Annotated in this window: 19 protein-coding genes; 12 read left to right on the top strand and 7 right to left on the bottom strand. The window is 45.9% G+C overall.

Annotated features, from left to right (window positions below):
* Nucleotides 1-123: 123 nt before the first annotated feature.
* Nucleotides 124-2,067 carry an ABC-F family ATP-binding cassette domain-containing protein gene (locus IEY13_RS14865; protein WP_188953455.1) on the top strand — a complete coding sequence of 648 codons (1,944 nt, stop codon included), beginning with the start codon at nt 124-126 and terminating at the stop codon, nt 2,065-2,067.
* 75 nt (nt 2,068-2,142) lie between these two features.
* Here IEY13_RS14865 and IEY13_RS14860 read toward each other — a convergent pair whose 3' ends face one another.
* The 3 genes from IEY13_RS14860 to hutI are packed head-to-tail and all read right to left on the bottom strand — an operon-like array spanning nt 2,143 to nt 6,488.
* Nucleotides 2,143-3,216, bottom strand: coding sequence for an arginase family protein (locus tag IEY13_RS14860; RefSeq protein ID WP_188953453.1), 1,074 nt, complete (start codon nt 3,214-3,216; stop codon nt 2,143-2,145).
* 18 nt (nt 3,217-3,234) lie between these two features.
* On the bottom strand, nt 3,235-5,259 hold the full coding sequence (locus tag IEY13_RS14855) for a site-specific recombinase (protein ID WP_188953451.1): 2,025 nt from the start codon (nt 5,257-5,259) through the stop codon (nt 3,235-3,237).
* Nucleotides 5,250-6,488, bottom strand: coding sequence for an imidazolonepropionase (hutI, locus tag IEY13_RS14850; protein WP_188953449.1), 1,239 nt, complete (start codon nt 6,486-6,488; stop codon nt 5,250-5,252). Before hutI ends, IEY13_RS14855 begins: the two co-directional genes overlap by 10 nt.
* 72 nt (nt 6,489-6,560) lie before the next feature.
* Between hutI and IEY13_RS14845 the strand changes: the two genes are divergently transcribed.
* A complete protein-coding gene (locus IEY13_RS14845; protein WP_188953447.1) occupies nt 6,561-8,816 on the top strand; it encodes a patatin-like phospholipase family protein in 2,256 nt (751 codons plus the stop codon).
* A gap of 24 nt (nt 8,817-8,840) precedes the next feature.
* On the opposite strand, the gene IEY13_RS14840 is transcribed toward IEY13_RS14845, so the two are convergent.
* The 3 genes from IEY13_RS14840 to IEY13_RS14830 all read right to left on the bottom strand — a co-directional run bounded on the left by IEY13_RS14840 (nt 8,841) and on the right by IEY13_RS14830 (nt 11,595).
* Entirely contained in the window at nt 8,841-10,082 is a 1,242-nt protein-coding gene (locus tag IEY13_RS14840) for a DEAD/DEAH box helicase (RefSeq protein ID WP_188953445.1), read from the bottom strand.
* Between the two features lie 81 nt (nt 10,083-10,163).
* Nucleotides 10,164-10,508 (bottom strand): DUF6686 family protein, encoded by a 345-nt coding sequence (locus tag IEY13_RS14835; protein ID WP_188953443.1) that lies wholly within the window; start codon nt 10,506-10,508, stop codon nt 10,164-10,166.
* Nucleotides 10,509-10,605: 97 nt separating this feature from the next.
* The gene (locus tag IEY13_RS14830; protein WP_188953441.1) at nt 10,606-11,595 is read right to left on the bottom strand and encodes a helix-turn-helix domain-containing protein; all 990 of its coding nucleotides are present in this window, start codon (nt 11,593-11,595) and stop codon (nt 10,606-10,608) included.
* Between the two features lie 202 nt (nt 11,596-11,797).
* Here IEY13_RS14830 and IEY13_RS14825 point away from each other — a divergent pair, with 202 nt between their 5' ends.
* The 6 genes from IEY13_RS14825 to IEY13_RS14800 all read left to right on the top strand — a co-directional run bounded on the left by IEY13_RS14825 (nt 11,798) and on the right by IEY13_RS14800 (nt 18,217).
* Nucleotides 11,798-13,969 (top strand): TonB-dependent receptor plug domain-containing protein, encoded by a 2,172-nt coding sequence (locus IEY13_RS14825; protein ID WP_188953439.1) that lies wholly within the window; start codon nt 11,798-11,800, stop codon nt 13,967-13,969.
* Nucleotides 13,969-14,622 carry an HmuY family protein gene (locus IEY13_RS14820; RefSeq protein WP_188953437.1) on the top strand — a complete coding sequence of 218 codons (654 nt, stop codon included), beginning with the start codon at nt 13,969-13,971 and terminating at the stop codon, nt 14,620-14,622. The genes IEY13_RS14825 and IEY13_RS14820 overlap by 1 nt, the downstream gene beginning before the upstream one ends.
* 116 nt (nt 14,623-14,738) lie before the next feature.
* On the top strand, nt 14,739-15,467 hold the full coding sequence (locus IEY13_RS14815) for an HmuY family protein (protein WP_188953435.1): 729 nt from the start codon (nt 14,739-14,741) through the stop codon (nt 15,465-15,467).
* Nucleotides 15,468-15,491: 24 nt separating this feature from the next.
* Nucleotides 15,492-16,460, top strand: coding sequence for a hypothetical protein (locus IEY13_RS14810; protein WP_188953432.1), 969 nt, complete (start codon nt 15,492-15,494; stop codon nt 16,458-16,460).
* A gap of 125 nt (nt 16,461-16,585) precedes the next feature.
* Nucleotides 16,586-17,182, top strand: coding sequence for a hypothetical protein (locus tag IEY13_RS14805; protein ID WP_188953430.1), 597 nt, complete (start codon nt 16,586-16,588; stop codon nt 17,180-17,182).
* A gap of 99 nt (nt 17,183-17,281) precedes the next feature.
* Nucleotides 17,282-18,217 (top strand): SGBP N-terminal domain-containing protein, encoded by a 936-nt coding sequence (locus IEY13_RS14800; protein WP_188953428.1) that lies wholly within the window; start codon nt 17,282-17,284, stop codon nt 18,215-18,217.
* Nucleotides 18,218-18,305: 88 nt separating this feature from the next.
* Here IEY13_RS14800 and IEY13_RS14795 read toward each other — a convergent pair whose 3' ends face one another.
* The gene (locus tag IEY13_RS14795; RefSeq protein WP_188953426.1) at nt 18,306-18,629 is read right to left on the bottom strand and encodes a hypothetical protein; all 324 of its coding nucleotides are present in this window, start codon (nt 18,627-18,629) and stop codon (nt 18,306-18,308) included.
* A gap of 304 nt (nt 18,630-18,933) precedes the next feature.
* Between IEY13_RS14795 and IEY13_RS14790 the strand changes: the two genes are divergently transcribed.
* The 4 genes from IEY13_RS14790 to IEY13_RS14775 all read left to right on the top strand — a co-directional run bounded on the left by IEY13_RS14790 (nt 18,934) and on the right by IEY13_RS14775 (nt 21,143).
* Complete coding sequence (locus IEY13_RS14790) at nt 18,934-19,332, top strand: response regulator (RefSeq protein WP_188953424.1); 399 nt, start codon at nt 18,934-18,936, stop codon at nt 19,330-19,332.
* A gap of 530 nt (nt 19,333-19,862) precedes the next feature.
* A complete protein-coding gene (locus IEY13_RS14785) occupies nt 19,863-20,246 on the top strand; it encodes an Imm44 family immunity protein (RefSeq protein WP_188953422.1) in 384 nt (127 codons plus the stop codon).
* 83 nt (nt 20,247-20,329) lie between these two features.
* Nucleotides 20,330-20,713 (top strand): Imm44 family immunity protein, encoded by a 384-nt coding sequence (locus tag IEY13_RS30505; protein ID WP_505661240.1) that lies wholly within the window; start codon nt 20,330-20,332, stop codon nt 20,711-20,713.
* 52 nt (nt 20,714-20,765) lie between these two features.
* The gene (locus IEY13_RS14775; protein WP_188953418.1) at nt 20,766-21,143 is read left to right on the top strand and encodes an Imm44 family immunity protein; all 378 of its coding nucleotides are present in this window, start codon (nt 20,766-20,768) and stop codon (nt 21,141-21,143) included.
* Nucleotides 21,144-21,196: the final 53 nt, after the last annotated feature.

The following is a 21,196-nucleotide window of genomic DNA, read 5'->3' as shown; positions in this document are numbered from 1 at the left end:
GAATATTTCTAAAGCACCCCTCGTTTTTTATCAAAAAACTGTTAGCACAGCAATATAGAAGGATGATTGCAGCTTTCCGCATCTTTTCTGTTAGCTTTGCGGCAATTTTATTCGATTTACGGTATGCTAATAGGACTTAATAACGTCACATTTGAGTTTGGAGCGCGTGTAATAGTTGCAGATGCCACCTGGCATATTCATCCGGGAGACAGAATTGGCCTGATTGGCTATAACGGAACCGGAAAGTCTACCATGCTTAAACTGCTGGTAGGCCAATACACCCCTTCGGTAGGAACAGTAGAAAAAGGACGTGGCGTAACCATTGGTTACCTGCATCAGGATCTGCTGAGTTTTGATACCCACGACTCTATACTGGAAGTGGCCATGGGCGCTTTTGAGCGTGTAAAACAGCTGGAAAAAGAAATTGAAGAACTGGGTCAGCAGCTGGAAGCCACCGGCGATGAAAAGCTGCTGGAACAATATACCGATAAACTGCACGAGCTGGAAGTGCTGGGTGGCTATACCATTCACCACCGTACCGAGGAAGTGCTGCACGGCCTGGGCTTTACCAACGCCGATATCAACCGCCCTTATAAAGAATTCAGTGGTGGCTGGCGTATGCGCGTGCTGTTAGCCAAAATGATTCTGCAGGCGCCGGATGTACTGCTGCTGGATGAACCTACCAACCACCTTGACTTACCTTCTATTGAATGGCTGGAAAAATACCTGACCCATTACCAGGGTAGTGTGGTAATTGTGAGCCACGATAAATACTTCCTCAACCGCATGGTAAACAAAATTGTAGACCTGTACCAGCAGGAACTGCATATTTACAGCGGCAACTACGATTACTACGAAAAGGAAAAGGTAATTCGTGTGGAAATGCAGCAGCGTGCCTACGAAAACCAGCAGGACTATATACGCCAGCAGGAACGTTTTATTGAGCGCTTTAAGGCTAAAGCCAGTAAGGCTGCCGCCGCACAAAGTGCCATGAAGCGCCTGGATAAAATTGACCGTATTGAACAGGTGGAAATTGAAAGGCCCAACCTGCGCATTAACTTTCAGATTGACAAGCAGCCGGGAAAGGTGCTGGTTGACCTGAAAGGCGTAGATAAGCAGTTTGGCGAAAACATCATTATATCCGGTGCGGTGGCCGAAATTGAAAGGGGCGATAAAATTGCCCTGATTGGTGCCAACGGTAAAGGTAAATCTACCGTACTGCGCATTATAGCCGGTACAGAAAGCTACACCGGTGAGCGCGTATGGGGGCATAACGTAGAATCCAGCTTCTACGCCCAGCACCAGCTGGAGGCTTTAGACCTGAACAATACTATACTGGAAGAAATGCAAACCGCCCGCAGCGGAAAAACCGAAATGGAGTTACGCTCCCTGCTGGGTTGTTTTCTGTTTGGTGGCGATGATACCGATAAACGTATTAAAGTATTAAGCGGTGGTGAAAAAGCAAGAGTAGCACTGGCCAAGGTAATTGTAAGTAAAGCCAACTTTCTGATGTTGGACGAACCTACCAACCACCTGGACATGCATAGCGTGGAACTGCTGGCAGACGCCCTGAACAAATACGAGGGCAGCCTGATTTTTGTAAGCCACGACCGTTTCTTCATTTCCCGCGCGGCCAACAAAATATGGGAAATTATAGACCACGAGATTAAGGAGTTTAAAGGCACCTATACCGAGTATATGGAGTGGAAAGAGCGTATGGCCAAACAGCAACGCGCTCAGGAAAAAGAATCTGGCAACGCAGCAAAAGACACTGCTAAAAATGCACCCGCCGCCCCTGCCCCCAAAGCTGCCAAACCAGCCCTGGACCAGGATCAGAAAAAAGAGCAGCAGCGCATTCAGAAACAGTTCAGCAAAGCAGAGCAGGATTTGGCCAGAATACAAACCGAAGCCAGAAAACTGGAAGCCGATATGGGCAATCCTGACTTTTACTCCGATAAAAACAAGTTTTCCGCACTGGAAAAACAATACAAAGAAGTACAGCAGAAATTAACCGCCGCTAATAAGGAATATGAAACCTTGTTTGAGAAGGTGGCCAGTATGGAATAGCAGCTGTTTATAATTGAATTGATATAGCAAAACAGCCTCTGAATAATTTCAGAGGCTGTTTTGTTTAAATACAATCTATTCTTCCGGTGCTCCGTTCAGCACCGCTTCGCGGCTTTTTACAAAGTCAGATACCAGGTAGCTGATCAGTTTACCGGTAGAATCATCCCTTCTGCCATCTGCCAGTTGGGTAGCACCCTCACAAATGTGCAGGTAAGCTACTTTGGTATCCATGGCAGCATAGTGTACATACTGCCGCGCGTGTAAAGGCTGTATACCTGCGGGCGTTACGGCGCTGGCCAGGGTTTGTTCAATACTGTCCAGATCCAGTTCTATGCCACAATAAGTATCTTCAGTAAAAGCAGCTGCGTGGGCAATGGCCTGTAAAAAAGTATACTTCTCATGCAGAAAAATGTCTTCATAAGTAATCACATCCATAAAAGGATTGTTTACAATATCCACCCATGTATTCTGCGTAAGATAATTTTCGTGTAGCCCCAGCATACAGTATTTCTCCAGATAGCCATCTTCCTCGGCATAGCGGAAAGCATTGCCGCTGTGCCTGCCCTCGGCCGGGCGGTAGTCTGCATGTGCATCCAGGTTAATAGCATTGATTTGAGCAATAGGCAGTAAGCCGGATTTGTGCAGCCCTTTGGCAGCGCCCTTTATACATGGGTAAGCGTTGTTATGCCCACCTCCTATTATAATAGGTATTTTACCGCACTGGGTAATCAGTTTTACAATATTCTCTACCTCATCATCAATAGTACGCACCGCGTGGCGGCAGGCTTCTATCTTTTCATCGGGCGTAAGCGCATTGCCCTCTATCAGATTGCTGATATCCGAAAAATCAAAATGGCCCAGCACCATTACCTCTTCGCCATTTAAAAAGTCATTGCTCTGAATGTTCAGAAAAGCACGTAAAAACGGCAGCCAGGCAGTATCTGCACCACCCGCTCCCAAATTGGCTTTTACCCCAATATCTTCCGGAACGCCTACCACAATATACGTGGCATCGTTGCCTAATAATGAAGCTTCTATGTTAGTAATATCCCTTAATACCTGTACACATTCCCCCAGCTTTGTTTCAAACTTTCTGATTCTTGTAATAGCTAAAATGTCATCCTTTTTGTAAAGCTTCAAGTGTTGCATAGTTTTCGTTTTACTGGCTTAAGCAATGTTTGCACCGCCGCCCTTGCGGGGCCGGATAAAGTCTAAAGGGTACTTTTTAAAATAGCGCCACAATATCCTTATAAATTCCGGATAATCCTTCAATTGAATACCGCGCGATTTTACGGCAACTATAAAGGCCAGCGAAAAGCTTACCATAAAGTTTACAAACCCTATAGCCAGTACACCGGCTATTACCTCCAGCAAAAAGCGCCAGTGCAGGTGCTGAATGCCTATGCCATAAGCACCTATGGCTACGTTGCCTGCCGAAATGGTGATGTGCCGTATATCGAACGGAATACCAAACAGCTTTACTATAATGCCCGACATGCCCAGGAAAAAGCCCAGGATAATATTACCGGTAAGGCTACCGGCATGGTGTTCTATATAATGCGCCAGTTTTGCCAACCGGTCTGCCGCCATGGTGCGCCGCATACCCGGGTGCATCTGCAAACGCTCTGCCACCCGGCTGTACTGTATCTTATTCTGAATAAACCCGGCTATTAACCCGCTGATAAACAAAAACACACCGGTGTTGGCAGCGTATAGTAATGAAAGGCTTTTCCAGGGGTGCTGATCGTTCAGCAGCTTCATGGCTGCGGCCCCCTCTGCCAGCGGATGGCCAAAACAGAGATCGAATATCCACGCTATACCATAGGTAACCGGAAATACCACAATCAGGTTGCCAAAAAAAGAAGCAAACTGACTACGCACTACACGCGCTACCGTAACAGCCAGGTTGTAAAGGTTGGGCTGTTCATTCCTCCGCGTATCCAGCGAGCCCGCTACTGCACTGGCCGTAAACGCGGGTTGCTTGGTAGCCAGGGTACTGCCGGTTTCTTCAATAGCTACAAACCCCAGGCTGTAGTTAACACTATAAGCCACGCCAGACCATACAGGCAAAAAGTGCAGCTTACCCAGCAGGTTTTTAAACAACACTATCAGGCATACTATTAACCCGCCCCACATGGCGCTGGCTATCATTTTATAATACTGCGTGCGGGTGGTGGTAATATACTTATCGCCTTTGGTGCTTTTATGCTCGGCTATCTGGTAAGCTATGTATCCAAAGCTTTGCGAGAATAATTCGCGGATGCTGTTTTTTCGTTTTTCATAACGCACTTCCAGCCTCAGCACATCTACCAACCGGTCTGTATTCAGGTTTTTACTGTTGTCCAGTATCTCCGCCAGCATTTTCATCCGCTCCAGGCAATACGTCATCACCAGCGTCATATAACTCAGTGCAAGGCTGGCACCACGTACCGCCTGCTGCTCCCGTATGTATTGTGCCACCTGTATACACTCTTCCAGCAACCGGTTTAAATCGCCCACGCCCGCCAGTCCGTATTCTTCCGGTATCCGGTGTTCCTCTTTGGTATTCAGCTGGTGAATAATGTGGTTTTGCCGTATAAACGGGTTTTGCTGCTGTAGTTCTTCCGGTAACAGCCGCGCCACTTCCGGCTCCATAGAAAGGTTGGCTACCTTATAAGAAAGAATAGTAAGGGCTTTGGTTATCTGCTGCTGTAAAGCAACAGATTGCTGATCTACGGTAATGTTCAGCAGTTCAAAAAACATCTTCCACGCATTACGGTCAATCGCTTCCACCCACAAATAATCCGTAGGCAGGTAAAAGATGCGGTTTATGATATACGTAAACTCATTCTCCTTTGGCAATGCAGGCAGCAGCTTATGGCTTAACCGCGAAGAAAACTCCTGTACAAAACCTCTGGACAGCAGCATGCCGCTATCTGTAAGCGCAGGCACAAAATCGGTATGGGCAAGCACCGTGGCAATGGCAACATGCAGGTTATTCAGTAATAACGGGTTTTCCTGCAATTGCATTATCAGCTTTTGCAGCCGCACTTCCGCACCGGGCATACGCTTTAGCTTACGGGGGCGCACCTGGTTAAAAAGATCTACCAGAAAACCCAGGCACATTTCCTCCTGCCCGTACACCAGTGTAAGCCTGTTTTCCAGGCTGGCGGTAAATAAATTATCTGCCGGTTGTTTCTTTTTTATGCCCATATATTCCCCCCTACCATTACTTTTTCAATCAGATTGTCTCCGAACGAATACGGCAGATATGCCAGCGAGGGTAAGGGTTGGGTTATAATCAGGTTGGCCAGTTTACCAACGGTAATGGAACCAACTTCATGTTCCAGCTGCATGGCATAGGCGCCATTAATGGTAGCAGCATTCAGTGCTTCTTCGGGCAGCATTTTCATTTGAATACAGCTCATAGCCACTACCAGGTTCATGTTACCGGAGGGGCTGGAGCCCGGGTTGTAATCGCTGGCAAGCGCCACCGCGCAACCAGCGCTGATCAGTTGCCGGGCAGGCTGAAAAGCCATGCGCAGAAAAAAGGCAGCAGAGGGCAGCAGTGTACCTATGGTATTGCTGCCGGCCAATGTTTGAATAGCAGCATCATCCATGGTTTCCAGATGGTCAACACTAACAGCGCCCAGCTGAACACCTGCCTGTACACCGCCTGATAAACTTAACTGATTGGCGTGTATTTTAGGCAGCAAACCATGTTTTATACCGGCTTCGCACACACGTATGGTTTGCGCGGCAGAGAAAAAGCCGTTTTCGCAAAACACATCTATATAATCTGCCAGTTGCTCTGCGGCAATGGCCGGTAACATTTCCTGTATAATCAGGTCAACATAACCATCTGTATTTCCTTTGTATTCTTCCGGTACAGCGTGTGCGCCCAAAAAAGTGGCTTTTACAGGTATGGGCGATTGCTGTTTTAACCGGCGTATTACCCGCAGCATTTTTAATTCATCTGCCACCGTTAAACCATAGCCACTTTTAATTTCAATAGCGGCAGTGCCTTGTTGTATCAGCTTGTGTAAGCGCTGCCATGCACTTTCAAACAATTCTTCTTCGGTAGTTTGCCGTAACCGGCGTGCAGAGTTTACAATACCACCGCCTTTGGCAGCAATTTCTGCATAACTCAGGCCCTTTATCTTATCCACAAACTCGTCTTCTCTGGTAGCAGCAAATACTATATGGGTATGGCTGTCGCACCAGCCAGGCAGCACGGCGCCCCCTTTGGCGTCTATTATGTTTTCTCCGGGTGCGGCCTCCCATTGCTGCATGCTTCCCATGCCGGCAATTCTGCCGCCGGTAACACGCAGCCATACATTTTCCAATACCGGTAAAACCGCCAGCGCCTCCCCTTTTAATAAAGGATATTCGTTGCGTACATTTACCAGTTTGCCTATGTTTATTATCAACGCATTACTCATGTGGCAATATTACAAAAGCATTCGGGGCTTTGGCATATTTTTACGTTTAAATTCAGTAGTTTAGGTTACTTTATGCACTACTACCGCCCAATACTTTTTATCATCCTATGTGTACCAATTTTTGCTGCATCCCAGCCCAAACAACGTACAAGACCACAGCTGGGTATAACCCTCAGCGGTGGCGGTGCCAAAGGGCTTGCACATATAGGCATTCTTAAAGCCATTGATTCCGCAGGTTTAAAAATAGACTATGTTACCGGAACCAGCATGGGCAGCATCATTGGCGGCCTGTACGCCTCGGGCTATACCGCTGATACCATAGAAAAAATAGCCCGTTGTGTTAACTGGGATCTGATGCTTTCCAACTCCGCCTCGCTGCACTCTATGGGTATGGAAGAAAAAGAGGAATATGATAAGTATGCGGTGGAGTTACCCTGGGTAAATAATGGGTTCCGCCTCCCCAGTGGTATGCTGGAATCGGAAGAACTGTGGTTAAAATTCAGCGAATTTTTCTTCCCCGTTTATAACATCAAAGATTTTTTAAAGCTGCCAAAAAAATTCCGCTGTATTGCCACAGATGTTTCCAGCGGGCAGGCGGTGGCGCTGGACAAAGGCGAAATAGTTTCGGCAGTGCGCTCCAGTATGGCCATACCCAGCGTGTTTACTGCAGTAGAATACCAGGGGCGTAAACTGGTAGATGGGGGTATTGTGCGCAACTTTCCGGTACATGATGCACTTGATATGGGGGCTGATATTGTTATTGGCAGCAACGTATCGGGTGGCTTACTTCCCAAAGAGAAGATCAACAACGTATTTCAGATACTGTTACAGATTGCTTTTTTCCGGGAAGATGAGAACACCAATAAGGAAAAACAGTTGTGTCAGGTATATATAAACCACCCGTTGGAAAACTACAGTATGGGTAGCTTTAGTTCTTCAAACGATATTATTGATGAGGGCATTGAAACCGGACGGCAGATGTATCCGGTGTTTAAACGCATGGCCGACTCACTCAACCGCCTGTATGGCCCGGAAAAAGAAAAGGTAAAGCCCCTCCCCGCTGTGCGTGAGGTAAAAATTACTGATTATGCCATTGAAGGCCTGCAGCGTACCAACCGTTATTTTTTCCTGAGCCTGATGCAGTTTGTGCGCAACCGGTGGTACACGCCTGAATCGCTGAACGAGCATATACGGGTGGCATTTGGTACCCGTTATTATCAGAAAATAATTTACCGTCTGGAACCTCTAACAGATACTACCGCTAAAATTATATTTACCGCACAGGAGCATCCGCTTACGTTTGCCAAACTGGGTATACATTATAACACCTTCAGCGGTATCAGCCTTATTGGCAACCTTACCTCGCGCGACTTTTTTGTACCGTTCTCCCGCTCCCGCAGCCTGGTATCTGTAAATGTGGGTGAAAACATGCGCATACGCGGGGAGCATCTGCAATACCTTGACCGTTTAAACCAGGTATCGCTAAATGCCCTGGTACAGTTAGAACAGATAGGTTTTAACACGTATAATACCAACAGCATACGCGATGGTGTATACCAGCAACTGTACTTTAAAGCAGAATCTAACTTATCGGTAGCACTGGCCAGAAAGATGTCCTTAGGGGTAGGTCATCGTTTTGAAGCATTCACTTATACGCCCTCCATATCCACCAATAACGTGCTGGAGGTAAAAGGCAACAATCAGCAGAACAATACCTACGCATTCTTTAAATACAATACACTCAGCAATAATGTATACCCCCGTAAAGGCATCCGCCTTCATCTGGAAGCAGGCAGGGTATATTCCGCCGACCCACGGGTAAACTTTTACCGCAATGGTAAAGAACAAAGCAATGATACGCTCGGTTTCAGCTTCGGTGCCTTCGCCCGCACTACCTTCCTGTTCGATCATTATGTACCCATATCACAACGTGTAACGTTGATTGAACATATACAGGCGGGCTTTAACTTCATGGATAAAATGGGCCCGTTGAACGCTTATTACGTAGGCGGCTTAAGCAATGAATTCCGCAATCAGATATTATTTGCAGGCCTGAACGAAGGCACCCGTTATTCCAGCAGTGTGGCCAATGTACAGCTGGGTGTACGGTATCAGATGTTCAGCAGCATCTTCCTCACCGGCCGCGCCAATCTGCTGTATCATGATATTGTTACCTCCAACGCCCGCAGTAACCGCGCAGGCTACCTGTCTGGCTACTCGCTTACATTTGGCTATAACTTCCTGTTAGGCCCGCTGGAAATAAGCGCCATGTATTCAGAACAGTCGAAGAAGGTAATACCCTATGTAAACCTGGGCATACCGTTTTAAACGGCATTCCCGGGTTCTGTTGTATTATTTCTTCTTTTTTTTGCGGGCTTTTTCGGCGGCTTTGGCATCTTCTTCCAGCAGCAGCTTCCAGTTATCGTTGGGTACCTCTTCTGAAAAACGGATGGTTTGTTTGTAATCCGATTTTTCGATCTGCATTTCTTCAATAGGTTTGCCCAAATACTTCTGAATGGCAGCCAGTACCGGCTTTTCCTCTGTGCTACAGAAAGAAACTGCCTGACCTTTCTGTACGCCACGGCCGGTACGGCCTACACGGTGTACATAGTTTTCCGGCTCGTCCGGCAGGTCGTAGTTAACCACGTAGTCTACATTGGGAATATCAATACCGCGGGCGTTTACATCTGTGGTAATCAGTATTTTTACATCGCCGTTTTTAAACTCATTCATTACCTGCAAACGGTCGCGCTGTTCCTTTCCACCGTGCATGGTAAGGGTGGCTATGCCTACTCTTTCCATAGCAGCAGCTACACGCTCTGCACGCACTTTGGTACGCACAAATACCAGCATTTTACTATCCGGAAACTCTTTGGCTATGCGTTCCAGAAAAAAGCGCTTGTCGTCCATTTCAATATACGCCACAGCATGACTCACATTTTTAGAAACCGGGTCTTGTGGCGATATCTGTATGCGGATAGGATTACGTACCAGCGAGTAAGCAATCTCTTTAATTTCTGTATTAATGGTGGCAGAAAAAAACAACGTCTGGTGTGGATGGCGTATATGACGCAGTACATCGCGGATATCTTTAATAAAACCCAGGTCCAGCATATGGTCTGCTTCGTCCAGTACCAGGGTACGCAGCTGGCTCAGGTCCATTTTTTCCTGGTGTATCAGATCAAACATACGGCCTGGCGTGGCAATAACCACGTCTGCCCCCTTTTCCAGTTGCTTAATCTGCGCTTCCTGTTCTACCCCACCAAAAATGCCTATAATATTTAAGCGCAGGTGTTTGCCTATTTCACGGAAAGCGCCTGCAATCTGCACGGCCAGTTCGCGCGTGGGTACCATTACCAGGCATTTTACCTGGTACTTATACACCCGGTTCAACCGGTCATCATCCAGCAGGTGTAACAGCGGAATAGCAAAAGCAGCTGTTTTACCGGTACCCGTTTGGGCAATGGCCAGTACATCATCTCCCTTTAATATCGGCGGAATGGCTTTGAATTGAATATCGGTAGGTCGCTTAAACTCCAGCTCAGCCAAACGTGCCTTAATGGCTTCGGAAATATTATACTGCTCAAACTTCATCCTGCAAAGGTAACTAACACCGGCAAGCCTGCATAATACCATTTGTACTTCTGTAAAGGAAGGGAAACAATGCTAAACAACTTAGTGCCGGGGGCCATTACTGGTTAACAACCGCATTAACTGCAATGCCTGTAGTTCAGAATCTGCCGCGTCAATCATAGTGCATAGTTCATGCACTTCATCCAGGCTCATATACAGGGCCAGACTCATATAAGGCATCGGAATATAAATTTCCCGTATATGCGGCACTTCTGTATGCCGGTAGTTATGCGCGTAGGCTTCCAGCACACGCTGAAAGTCGGGCAGTACATGCTGCGGCAGTGTAAGCAAAAAATTGCCGTAAGCAATATGCAGGTTATCGCATGCGTGGCAAAGGCTTATATAGCCTGTATTTTCTTTTAAACATAAATATCTGTAACTGCACATACCGGTAGTTTTCATTTTGCAACAACAGCCATAAAGGTGCAACAGCCCACACATCCTTTACGGAATAAAAACTACCTGATATGGAAAATAGCCCAACCTACTGTTTATCTTCTTTGGGCGGATAACCAAAAAACTTTTTAAAGGCGCGGGTAAAATGTACGGAGTATTTATACCCCATGTAATCCGCCACTTCTGCCACCGATCTGCCATCGGCCAGCATTTCACGGGCCTTGTTCATCTTAATATTTTGCAGGTAACCAAACACCGTGTTGCCAAACACCTCTTTAAAGTGTTTTTTCAGATACGCTTCATTGGTACCTACCTGATGCGCCAGATCTATCAGCGAACAGGGACTATCCAGGTTGGTGAGTATAATATGCTGTGCCTGGTACATGCGCTCCACTTCTTCCTTCTTCAGTTGTTTGCCTTTGGTGGCGGCAGAGCGGGTAGCCCCACCGGTTACCTGCTCGTAATGCTCCAGCTGGTAAGCCATCAGCTCCAGCGTTTTGCTTTTTACAAACAGTTCCTTATACCGGCCCTCCAGCGGGCAGTGTAACATCTGCTTTAATATATCGCAGAAATTACGCGATAAAGGCAGGTTTACATGGCTCATAGATACAGGAGCATTTTTTACCATGGCGTTCTGCACCACCTGGTAAAATGGATGTGCCTCCGGCAGGTACTGCATAAAAAGCTCCGGGCTCAGGCCCAACTCATAAATCTCCAGCTTTTCTTCGGGCCACCAGTTCAGGTGTACTTCCTGGTTGTTCAGGAACAAATAATTATATTCCTGCCCCCCAAAAGAAGCCAGTTGCTGCTTTCCGTTGTTAACAGTATAACTTTTAATGCCGCTGATGGTATAGCTGCATTGAATAAAGGGTTTCTGATTCTGAATAACTACCTGTCCCTGCTCTTTCGATTGTATATGATAATACCCCAGACTAATGCCCGGACTTACCAGTTCATGCACAATGCCCTGATGCAGCTCTTTATTTACCTCTCTCTTCTTTTCAGCAAAGCCGGTGTCTCCCTTATCTATATCAAAGGCACAATACATCGCGTGATTATCATTGGTTCGGCGGTTCATTTGTCATAAAAATGTAAAACAATATTACCTCTATAGTGCGTGGTACCCACCATCCAATGAAGAAATTCATTGTCGAAATGAGGAAATACCCGGGCAACGCCCCTGTTTAAGACGATAAGTATTTCCTGCCGGGTAGGTATTTTTCCCGCTATGGTAGGAACAGCGGAGGAACTTTGCAGCCAGAAAATCAGTGTCACTTACCATGAGCTACCTCTGCCAGTTCTGCTATAGGTACGGTGTTTTTATAGCCTGTCTGTTGCCTGCCGCACTGTTTGCGCAAACACAGCAGCGCCGGCAAACCACGCCTGACACTGTAAAAACGCTACAGGCAGTGCAGGTGCAAACTGCCGCCACCACACAGCACAAAGCGGATAATGTAATTACGCTAAGCCAGGTAGCTATGCCTTCCGCTGTTATTGACCGCAAAACCATTTCGCTCATGGGCAGCCGCCGGCTGGATGAAGTGATGCGGGAGCAAACAGGCGTAGCTATTGTAAGCAACCTGGGGGCAGGCAACCGCTCTGTGGGTGTACAGATGCAGGGCTTTAGTTCTGAATATGTTACTATATTAATAGATGGCCAGCCTATGGCCGGCCGCAACAGCGGCAACCTGGATCTGTCGCGCATAAGCATTACCCATATTGAACGCATTGAAATTATTAAAGGCGCTTCCTCCAGCCTGTATGGCAGCGAGGCCATGGGCGGCGTTATTAATATTATTACCCGGCAGCATGTAACACAGCCGCAGGCCACGGTAAGCCTTACGGCAGGTACCAATAAAACCGCGGATATTTCTGCAGAAACAGAAACCAGCTTTGCACGCAACAAGGGGGTATTGTTTGCATCGGGTAGTTATTATACCACCGGTGGCTTTAATGTAAACCCTTATCTGGAAAAAGGCAGCCAAACTGCTCCCCCCTATCATAGCCTGTCGTTAATGGCCCGCGGGCGTTATCAGCTCTGGCCCTCAGGTACACTGCACATAAGCGCCCGTTATGCAAACAGGCGCTCCACCATGACGCGTGACTACGGGGTAACGCCTGGCAGCGACCGGTTAAATGAAAATGACCTGAACGTGATGGCCGCGCTGGAAAGCCGCCTTACAGGCCGTACACGCATGATTGCCCGTTATTACCTTACCCGCTACCATTCCAATCAGCTGATAGCGCAGATTAACGGTAACCATACTGTACAGCAGGATCGCTTTAACGAAAACATTCACCGGGCAGAGTGGCAGGTATCCCACCAGGCCATCAGCAACCAGCTTTCGTTCATTGGCGGCACAGGTGGCGAATACCAGCATGTGCATTCTACCGTGCAAGGCAGCAGCGGTAATATGTATAACTATTTTGCCTACGCACAGGCCAACTATACCCCCCTACCCCAGCTGGGCATTATTGCCGGTGCCAGGTACGATGGCAACAACCTGTACGGTGGCAGGGTAAACCCCAGCCTGGGCGTACGGTATACACCTGTTACATGGCTTACCCTCCGTTCTTCTGCGGGTTCCGGCTACCGGCCTCCGGGTTACCGCCAGCTGTATCAGGTATTTACCAATATGATGCAGGGGTATACCGTAGTGGGTGCCAATGTGTTTGCCCAAAGCATTCAACAGCTGAAAGCATCGGGGCTGGTACAGCAGGTATGGCCGGTTGCAGCAGACATACAAAACCTGCGGGCAGAAACCTCCACCTCTGTCAATGCCGGCTTCAGCGTACGCCCGCTGCCCCGCACCCAAGTAAGCGTTAACCTGTTTTATAACCATATACGCAACCTTATTAACACGCAGCAGGTGGGCATTAAAACCAATGGTTCGCAGCTGTATTCTTATATAAATGTAGCGCGTGCCTATACCAAAGGCCTGGAGGCCGGTATAGAAACCAGGCCTGGTGGTGGCTTTACAATAGCGGCTGGTTACCAGCTGCTGTACACCGGCGACCTTGCGGTAAAAGATTCTATACAGCAACGTTCGCCCCGGTACGATAGTGTGCGCAGCTTTCCCTTACCACGGGCCTCTGCCGTAAAAGATTACTTTGGTTTGCCAAACCGCAGCCGGCACATGGCCAACGTGCAGGTGTTTTATCAGCTGAAACCCTGGGGCCTTTACCTTTCTGCCCGTGCTACCTGGCGCGGTAAATACGGCTTTCTGGATACAGACAACAATGGTTTTATTGATCCCTACGATGTATTTGTAAAGGGCTATACCCTTGTAAACGCCTCGCTGCAGAAAAAGCTGTTACAAAACAGGCTTACGCTGCAACTGACGCTGGATAATATTACCAACTATACCGATTACCTGATGCCTGCCCAGCCGGGGCGCATGTTACTGGCCGGTGTTTGCTGGTGCTTTAAAAAAGATAAAACGCAAGAATAATGAGAATACTTACTGTGGCCGTATTGCTGGGCCTGTGCTGCTCCTGTACTAAAAACAACAACGCAACGGATGCGCCGGATGTGGTGAGTGTGGTAATAAAAGACCTGCCCGGCGATACCGCTGCCCGTATGGGCACCGGCGGAAGCATGTCTTTCAAAACCGTGTATTTTAATCTGGATTCCGGCAAAGCCGTAACCATTACCGATGCAGATAAAGCCACCACTAAATGGGACCTTGCTTTTACCGGCCCTTATAATTCAGAAGTATATGTAAACTACGGTGGCTACCAATACAACCCCGGTTACGGAGGCCCCGGAAAGGGGGCAGTGCTTCAGATAGAAAAGCCTTACCAGGAAGTAACTACGGCGCCTTCCGATGCAGACTTCAGCAAAACCACGCTTACTAAAATAGGCTGGGAATCGGGCAGCAACGGCGGATGGTTCTTTTACTCTATGGATAACCATATTGCGGTTCCCATTAAAAACAGAACGTTTGTAATACGCACAGCCACCGGCAAGTACGCCAAACTGGAATTACTGAATGTATACAAAGGCAACCCGCCTGTGGTAACAGATTTGTACTGGCCTTCTCCCTACCTCAACTTCCGCTATTTTATACAGGCAGATGGCAGCAGAAGCCTGCGTACGCAATAAACATTCATACATATTTTTATTTTATTCCTTTTATGGTAGCTATTTCTCCAATTATGATGAAGCGCTACCACGAGATTTGCTACAGATTAACAACACATTAACGGCCTGCATTTACCATGAAGAAATTAAGCATACAAACATTCTACCTCTTTATATCGCTGGCACTCTTAACAGCCTGTTCTAAAAACAGCACTGAAGATGTACCTGAACCTGAGCCACCCGTTGCTGACACTATGTTTAACCGGCTGATTACCGTTCTGAATTTTGGGGAAGCCCTGGCAGAAGGGTCGCAGCCGCTGGACCCTCAATTGCCCATTTATTACAGCCTGGAACAAAACCAGCCTGCACCCGCCACCTATAAACAAACCAACCGCTGGGATATAAGCTTTAATGGCACCTACCGCAGCTTTATGGGCGGCAACAACAGCATTACAGGTAATCTGGGTGCAGGCGGCCCCGGCAAAGGCGGCATTCTTATTCTGGCTAAAAATTTTGAAGAGGTAACCACTATTACCGCTGATGCAGATTTCAGAACCGGCAGCGGCCTGATAGGCACAGACGATTCCGGCGCATTCGGGCAGGGACTGGGCTACTATCTGTACGATTTTGATGGTACCATTAAGGGAGATGGCAGTTACAACAGCCAGCACATAGCCTGGGTAATACAGAGCGGACGTACCGTAGTAGTAAGAACCGCCAGAGGCAACTATGCTAAAATTAAGATGCTGAGCATTTATAAAGATGCACTGAACCCGAAAGACTGGAAGCGCGATGCACCGCACCCCTACTTCAGCTTCCAATACGTACTGGCCAAAGCCGGAAGCAAAACTTTTGACATTAAATAGTTCATTCTTTACCACTTTATAACAATGAAAATATTTTCGCTGATGCTGATTTCCCTGCTTACGCTGGGAACCATAACTTCCTGTACCAAAACGGAAGCCCTTACGCCACTTCCGCAAAACCGGATACTGGAATATAAGGTTACCAATTTACCGGATACGGTTATTTACGGTTCTATAGATAATATTGATAACAGCATTACGGTATATGTACCTTATTATTTTAGTCTTTCAGTAATTGAGCCGGAAGTAAAACTATCTGCCGGTGCTAAACTTAGTACAGAAACCTTACCGGTAAGTATTACAGATACTACCACCACCTACCAGGTACAGGGGGCAGATGGCAGCAGCAGAATATACAAACTACGCATTATACAGCAAAACCCTGCTTCACTTACAACCTATTGGCCTGCCTCTGTAGAAGAAGAACCTATAGGCTACCCTAACACTGCAATGCCGTTGATAGCGGGCAATTTTAACAGCCGCGATCTTAGTACAGCAACCATTACACTCACCGCAGCTTCCACCGGCAAAAGCGTAAATGTACCAACCGAATCCGCATCGGTTATTATGTATAACGGCGAGGAAGATTATCTTTTAGACGGCCTTATTTTACCAGCTGATATAGACACCGGCTTTTATACAGTAACCGTTCGCTTTTTAGGCAACCAGGCCACTGTAAACAGAAATATTCATGTAATTCATAAGCAACCTGTTATTTCTGTTACCACCAAAACAGTTACGCAGGGTGGTACTATCAGCTACGATGCCTTTGAGAGTATTTTATTGGGCCTTACAAAGGCCAGTGCCACACTAAACGGAGTTACTTACAACCTTCCCATAGAAAAAGCTACATTAACACAGGTAACACTGCGCATTCCTGACAGCTTTCCGGCGGGAGACTACAGCGGATCTACCAGGCCCAGACTTATATTGGAGTTTGCTGACTGGGCAAACATTTCCCGCTCCGTTCCCTTAATTGTGAATCCTAAATAGTGATTATATATACCGCAAAAACATCAGAAGCTAACACCCATTACCCCTGTTATTGTTATGTGTTTTCAACAACAGGGTAGCAACAGGAAACACATGTAAAAGTTAACCAATTAAAATCTATTCAAATGAAACTAACACGCATTCTCCAATCCGCAATGGCACTTACTGCAACCGCAATGGTAGCAGTATCCTGCCAGAAAAATTCAGAAACACCGGCGTCTTCCCTGCAACTGCCTAACCAGGTTGCGGCTGTAAGCGGCATTGTTACCACAGATACAATCTATGGCAACTGGGGTTATCCTGCCACTCCTTCCACCTACGGCACCATTAAAGTGCAGCTGGGTGGTACAGACTCTATTGCACTTACCAGCTTCAACAATTCCTTTGTACAGGCTTCAGGCAGCTACCAGTTGTATTACCTGCGTACAACCACCATTGCATTCTCTGCACTTTCTACCAGCGATTTTGTTAATCCTCCCGGTGCTCCCTCCGGCAGCATTGGCTTAAACACCGGTGGCACCACACCAAACGGCTGGTACAACTATAACCCATCCAGCCCGGGAAACCCTTTGCTGGTTAGCAACTTTTACATTGCTGCAGTTAATACCTCACCTTTAGGTGGCACTAACTACGCATTTTATTTCCGTTATGCAGGTGGTGATGGAACAGGTTCTCCCAACAGAGGAAAATATATCATTACCAAAGGAGTTTTAAACCCATAATCGTTTCTTTATTTAAATAGCTTCTGAAAAGGAAGGGCCGGTGTTGTTCCGGCCTCTTCTTTCTTTTCATATCTGTAAAATCCGTTAGAATTTAAAAGCATGTTACGTTTCACTACTTTACTGGCAACAGGCATATTTATGCTTGCATCCGCATCCTGTAAAAAAGAATATACCGCGTTTCCTTATGTGCAGATAGAACGCTTTGTTGTGGAAGACAGTGCCGGCAATGCGCTTAAAGCCAGCATTATTAACAACGAAATTATTGTTTACTGGCCTCCCTTTCAGTCCACTCCCGATTCTGTAACTCCTGTTATTGTAGTTTCAGAACGTGCTTCCATAACCCCTGCATCGGGCACAAAAGTGCCATTTAACCCAGGTACCCTATATACCGTAAAGGCAGAGGATGGCAGCACACAAACATTCCGCCTTAAACCAGCCATTAATCAGCCACCCCTTACCAATCTTCGTATGGCTGGCAGTTCGTACCGCATTAACACCATTGTGGGCCTGTTTGGAGAATTTATAGTACCAGACACATCCGTTACCAGACTATACCTTATTAACAAGGATAATAGGGAAATACCCCTTCCCGTTTCGCAGATAACAAAAATAAATACAGCACTGGTGTATGTTAACATACCCGTATCTAACACAATAGATACCGGCACCTACCAGTTAAAACTTATTAATAACAACCGCACCGGCATAGCAGGTCCGTTCCGGTTGCTACCCCCATCACTAATAGTAACAGACTTTACTTTTCCGCAAAATGGTAGTACTGTTAAAAAAGGCAACGTGTTTACCTTGCAGGTAGCAGGAAGCTCTGAAAAATATTACTCCGGCAAATTTGCCTACGCCATTTTCCGGGCGGCAAATGGCACTAATATCAGTATTAATGTAAGTACGCAAACCAACAATGAAGTCAGCTTTGTTATTCCCGCAGATTTTCCGGCAGGCGCTCTGCAGCAGGTGATAATAGTAAGCACAGACAACAGTTTTGCTACTTTAAAACCCAGCATTTCTATTACAGAATAAACAACGGCACAACCATAATTCCTGAGTAAAAAGGGCACCTTATTTATTTATAAGGCGCCCTTTTTTGTTTGTATTGCCGGTTACTAAGCTAATTGGCCTGTGCTGTACCCCACTCCATCGCTTTTACATTATACAGCAATTTCCAGGCTTCTGCCTTTACCAGTTTTCCATCCAGATACCAGTATTTATACAGCAGAAACAGGTTGCGTAGTTTCCGCACGGTCTGCGATACCTTTTCCTTGTCAAAGGCAACCGGTACATATACCCGGGGTATTTCATTTTCATCCATTGTGTACAAAAAAGCCAGATATTCAATGCCACGGCTACTGCCGGTAAACTGAATTTCGGTGTTTACAACCGTAAGTAAAGCATCGAAGGTGAATGCCAGTTCTGTAAGTTGATTCGCGTCCATACAAAAAGTGATTTCTATCCGGCAACAATGTTAGAATGAATAAGCCGGGTGTTTGCTGACGGGCATCAGCAGTCCTGCTGATTCTGATAATTGCCCTATCAATCCATTTTTGCTTTTTTATTCATTAAATCAACCTGAATAGCAATAGAAGCAGCATTATAATATTAGAACTACTTTGTTCCACAACAGGAATGTTTTGTTCCTCTGATTCAATTTCCATTTGTAAAAACAGTGAAAGCTGCAAATAGTTGTTGTTTCATCCTATTGTATACTACATTATTGGGCAACGCTAAAAAAGCAGCACATGTTAAAACATCACCTAATTCTTTGCGCCGATGACGACGCAGACGATCAAGTATTATTTAGTGAAGCCATTCAAATGGCCATACCCGCTGGTAACTACCAGGTTGAATTTGCCAAAAATGGCATCGAAGTTTTAACAAAGTTGTCCGGCATGCCAATTCCAACAATTCTTTTTCTTGATTTGAATATGCCTCAAATGGACGGCCTAAGCTGTTTGAAAGATATCAGGTCAGACAGGAAATACGACAATATGCCAATAGTAATACTTTCTACCGGACACCGGGAAGAAGACATTTCAGCAGCTTTTAAATCAGACGCTGATAATTACGCTGTTAAACCAATATGCATAAAGGATTTGGCAACACTACTCGCTACCTGCTTACAGAAATTCTTTTACTAACCTTCCCAACAGGCTATCAGAAGATTTTGCACCTTCAGGAAGCGCCCCCCATCTCTGTTCAAATACCTGTGGGAGTATTATGTATAAGCAAAAAAGCCACCCGGTGGGTGGCCTGTATTGTACTTCTTTACTTTGAGATATTACTTTGACTTTTCAGCCAGCACTCTTTCCAGCAAGGCAATCTTTTCATTTTAGGGCCACTGGCGCTTCAAACCCCCAGGGCCCCATGAGCAATATGCACTAAGAGCAGCAGTAACCGGGTCATACCCTGTTTACCAATGGGGCCATAAAAAAGCAGTAAATACGATTATATTGCATAAGGGAGATGTGTGGAAGTATGGTACAACAGTAAAAAAGATCAGGCAAACACGTTATTCACAAAAAGAATTGGCAGGTATTGTTGCTGGCCTTGATTACGATGTAGAATTCAGAGGTGGTTCAGACGCCGTATTACTAATAGAGAAAATGAAGATTATTAGTTATGTACTTACATACGGTACACTCCCTCCCGGAAATAAAATGGTACGTTAATGAAAATAGTCTTTATTGGGGAATACAACTCAGAAACCCGCCTGGATACAGTAGCACACAGGTACAGGGACGTTTTTATAGATTATTTTGCTGATCGGGGCTATGGCGAAGGGATCATTCAATTTTGCCTTTGTTCTGTATGCAGACCCAAAGAGCTGGAACTTAAACAACGTGTCAGAATGGATCACAAGGAAAAAACTTTCTACTGTGATATTGTGTATGATTACGATTACTGGGTTTCTGCTGATACCGTAGGCCGTGAAGCGGATTTCTTTACCGGTTTCCGACAAATTATTCCATTTCTGGAAAAGCGTAAATACAATGGGTTTGATGTCCCGGCTTTCAAAAAAGATCTCGAAAGTCTTCTGGCTGAATATATCTGATTTTTATGTACCAAAGTATTTTAGTAATGCCATCTCAAACGGTGAGATGGCATTACTAATTGCTATTGCGAAATGTTAAGTCAATGAAAGTTGTTTTTATCGCAGAGTTGGACTCAGAAGCAAGATTTGATACTGTCTTTGACAGGTATACGGTCGTAATTTCCGATTTCTTTTCCGACAAATATTACGGGGAAGGAATACCCAAGATGTGCCTATGCCCGGTATGCCGACCCAGTTACCTACAATTGAAACAGCGCGTAAGAATGGATCACAAGGACAAAATTTTCTATTGTGACATTATGTACAATTTTGAGTATTGGGTATCCGCCGATACTGTCGGACGTGAAGCAGATTTTTTCACAGGATTTCGGCAGATTATTCCTTTCCTGGAAAAGCGGAAGTACAAGGACTTTGACGTTGCAGCGTTTAAAATGGATATGGAAGCTTTTCTGAGCGAATATATCTAGTTAATTGCAATTAAAGCATGCATGGATACCGATATGATAAAATTCCATAATAATGAAGATCAGTATTACGGGCGAATACAGTACCGATACCGGATTTAAATCAGTTCTTCTTCGATATGACGATGCTATCAAAGAGTATTTTGCATCAAGGAATTACGGTGAAGGAATTATTTGGATCTCCTTTTGTCCTGTATGTCGTCCAGTGCAATTGAAACAACGTGTAAGAATGGATCATAAGGAGAAGGTTTTCGATTGTGATATAATGTATAATTACAACTATTGGCTTAAAGCAGATGTTGTTAGTCAGGAAATAGATTTTTTCACCGGATTCAGGCAGATAATCCCCTTTCTGGAAAAGAGAAAGATCAAGGATTTCAATGTTGAGGCCTTCAAAGCTGACCTTGAAGCTTTCCTTAGTGAATATATCTGACGATCAATTTTTCTTTAATGACTTCAAACTGTGGGCTCTTTACTGCGACGGCA

Source organism: Filimonas zeae (genome assembly GCF_014641615.1).
GTDB lineage: Bacteria > Bacteroidota > Bacteroidia > Chitinophagales > Chitinophagaceae > Filimonas > Filimonas zeae.
This window is presented reverse-complemented; position numbering and strand designations above follow the sequence as displayed.

Bases quoted from the DNA above. Each gene is read 5' to 3' on its own strand.
- IEY13_RS14865 (WP_188953455.1), top strand. From the start codon at position 124: ATGCTAATAGGACTTAATAACGTCACATTTGAGTTTGGAGCGCGTGTA.
- IEY13_RS14860 (WP_188953453.1), bottom strand. From the start codon at position 3,216: ATGCAACACTTGAAGCTTTACAAAAAGGATGACATTTTAGCTATTACA.
- IEY13_RS14855 (WP_188953451.1), bottom strand. From the start codon at position 5,259: ATGGGCATAAAAAAGAAACAACCGGCAGATAATTTATTTACCGCCAGC.
- hutI (WP_188953449.1), bottom strand. From the start codon at position 6,488: ATGAGTAATGCGTTGATAATAAACATAGGCAAACTGGTAAATGTACGC.
- IEY13_RS14845 (WP_188953447.1), top strand. From the start codon at position 6,561: ATGCACTACTACCGCCCAATACTTTTTATCATCCTATGTGTACCAATT.
- IEY13_RS14840 (WP_188953445.1), bottom strand. From the start codon at position 10,082: ATGAAGTTTGAGCAGTATAATATTTCCGAAGCCATTAAGGCACGTTTG.
- IEY13_RS14835 (WP_188953443.1), bottom strand. From the start codon at position 10,508: ATGTGCAGTTACAGATATTTATGTTTAAAAGAAAATACAGGCTATATA.
- IEY13_RS14830 (WP_188953441.1), bottom strand. From the start codon at position 11,595: ATGAACCGCCGAACCAATGATAATCACGCGATGTATTGTGCCTTTGAT.
- IEY13_RS14825 (WP_188953439.1), top strand. From the start codon at position 11,798: ATGAGCTACCTCTGCCAGTTCTGCTATAGGTACGGTGTTTTTATAGCC.
- IEY13_RS14820 (WP_188953437.1), top strand. From the start codon at position 13,969: ATGAGAATACTTACTGTGGCCGTATTGCTGGGCCTGTGCTGCTCCTGT.
- IEY13_RS14815 (WP_188953435.1), top strand. From the start codon at position 14,739: ATGAAGAAATTAAGCATACAAACATTCTACCTCTTTATATCGCTGGCA.
- IEY13_RS14810 (WP_188953432.1), top strand. From the start codon at position 15,492: ATGAAAATATTTTCGCTGATGCTGATTTCCCTGCTTACGCTGGGAACC.
- IEY13_RS14805 (WP_188953430.1), top strand. From the start codon at position 16,586: ATGAAACTAACACGCATTCTCCAATCCGCAATGGCACTTACTGCAACC.
- IEY13_RS14800 (WP_188953428.1), top strand. From the start codon at position 17,282: ATGTTACGTTTCACTACTTTACTGGCAACAGGCATATTTATGCTTGCA.
- IEY13_RS14795 (WP_188953426.1), bottom strand. From the start codon at position 18,629: ATGGACGCGAATCAACTTACAGAACTGGCATTCACCTTCGATGCTTTA.
- IEY13_RS14790 (WP_188953424.1), top strand. From the start codon at position 18,934: ATGTTAAAACATCACCTAATTCTTTGCGCCGATGACGACGCAGACGAT.
- IEY13_RS14785 (WP_188953422.1), top strand. From the start codon at position 19,863: ATGAAAATAGTCTTTATTGGGGAATACAACTCAGAAACCCGCCTGGAT.
- IEY13_RS30505 (WP_505661240.1), top strand. From the start codon at position 20,330: ATGAAAGTTGTTTTTATCGCAGAGTTGGACTCAGAAGCAAGATTTGAT.
- IEY13_RS14775 (WP_188953418.1), top strand. From the start codon at position 20,766: ATGAAGATCAGTATTACGGGCGAATACAGTACCGATACCGGATTTAAA.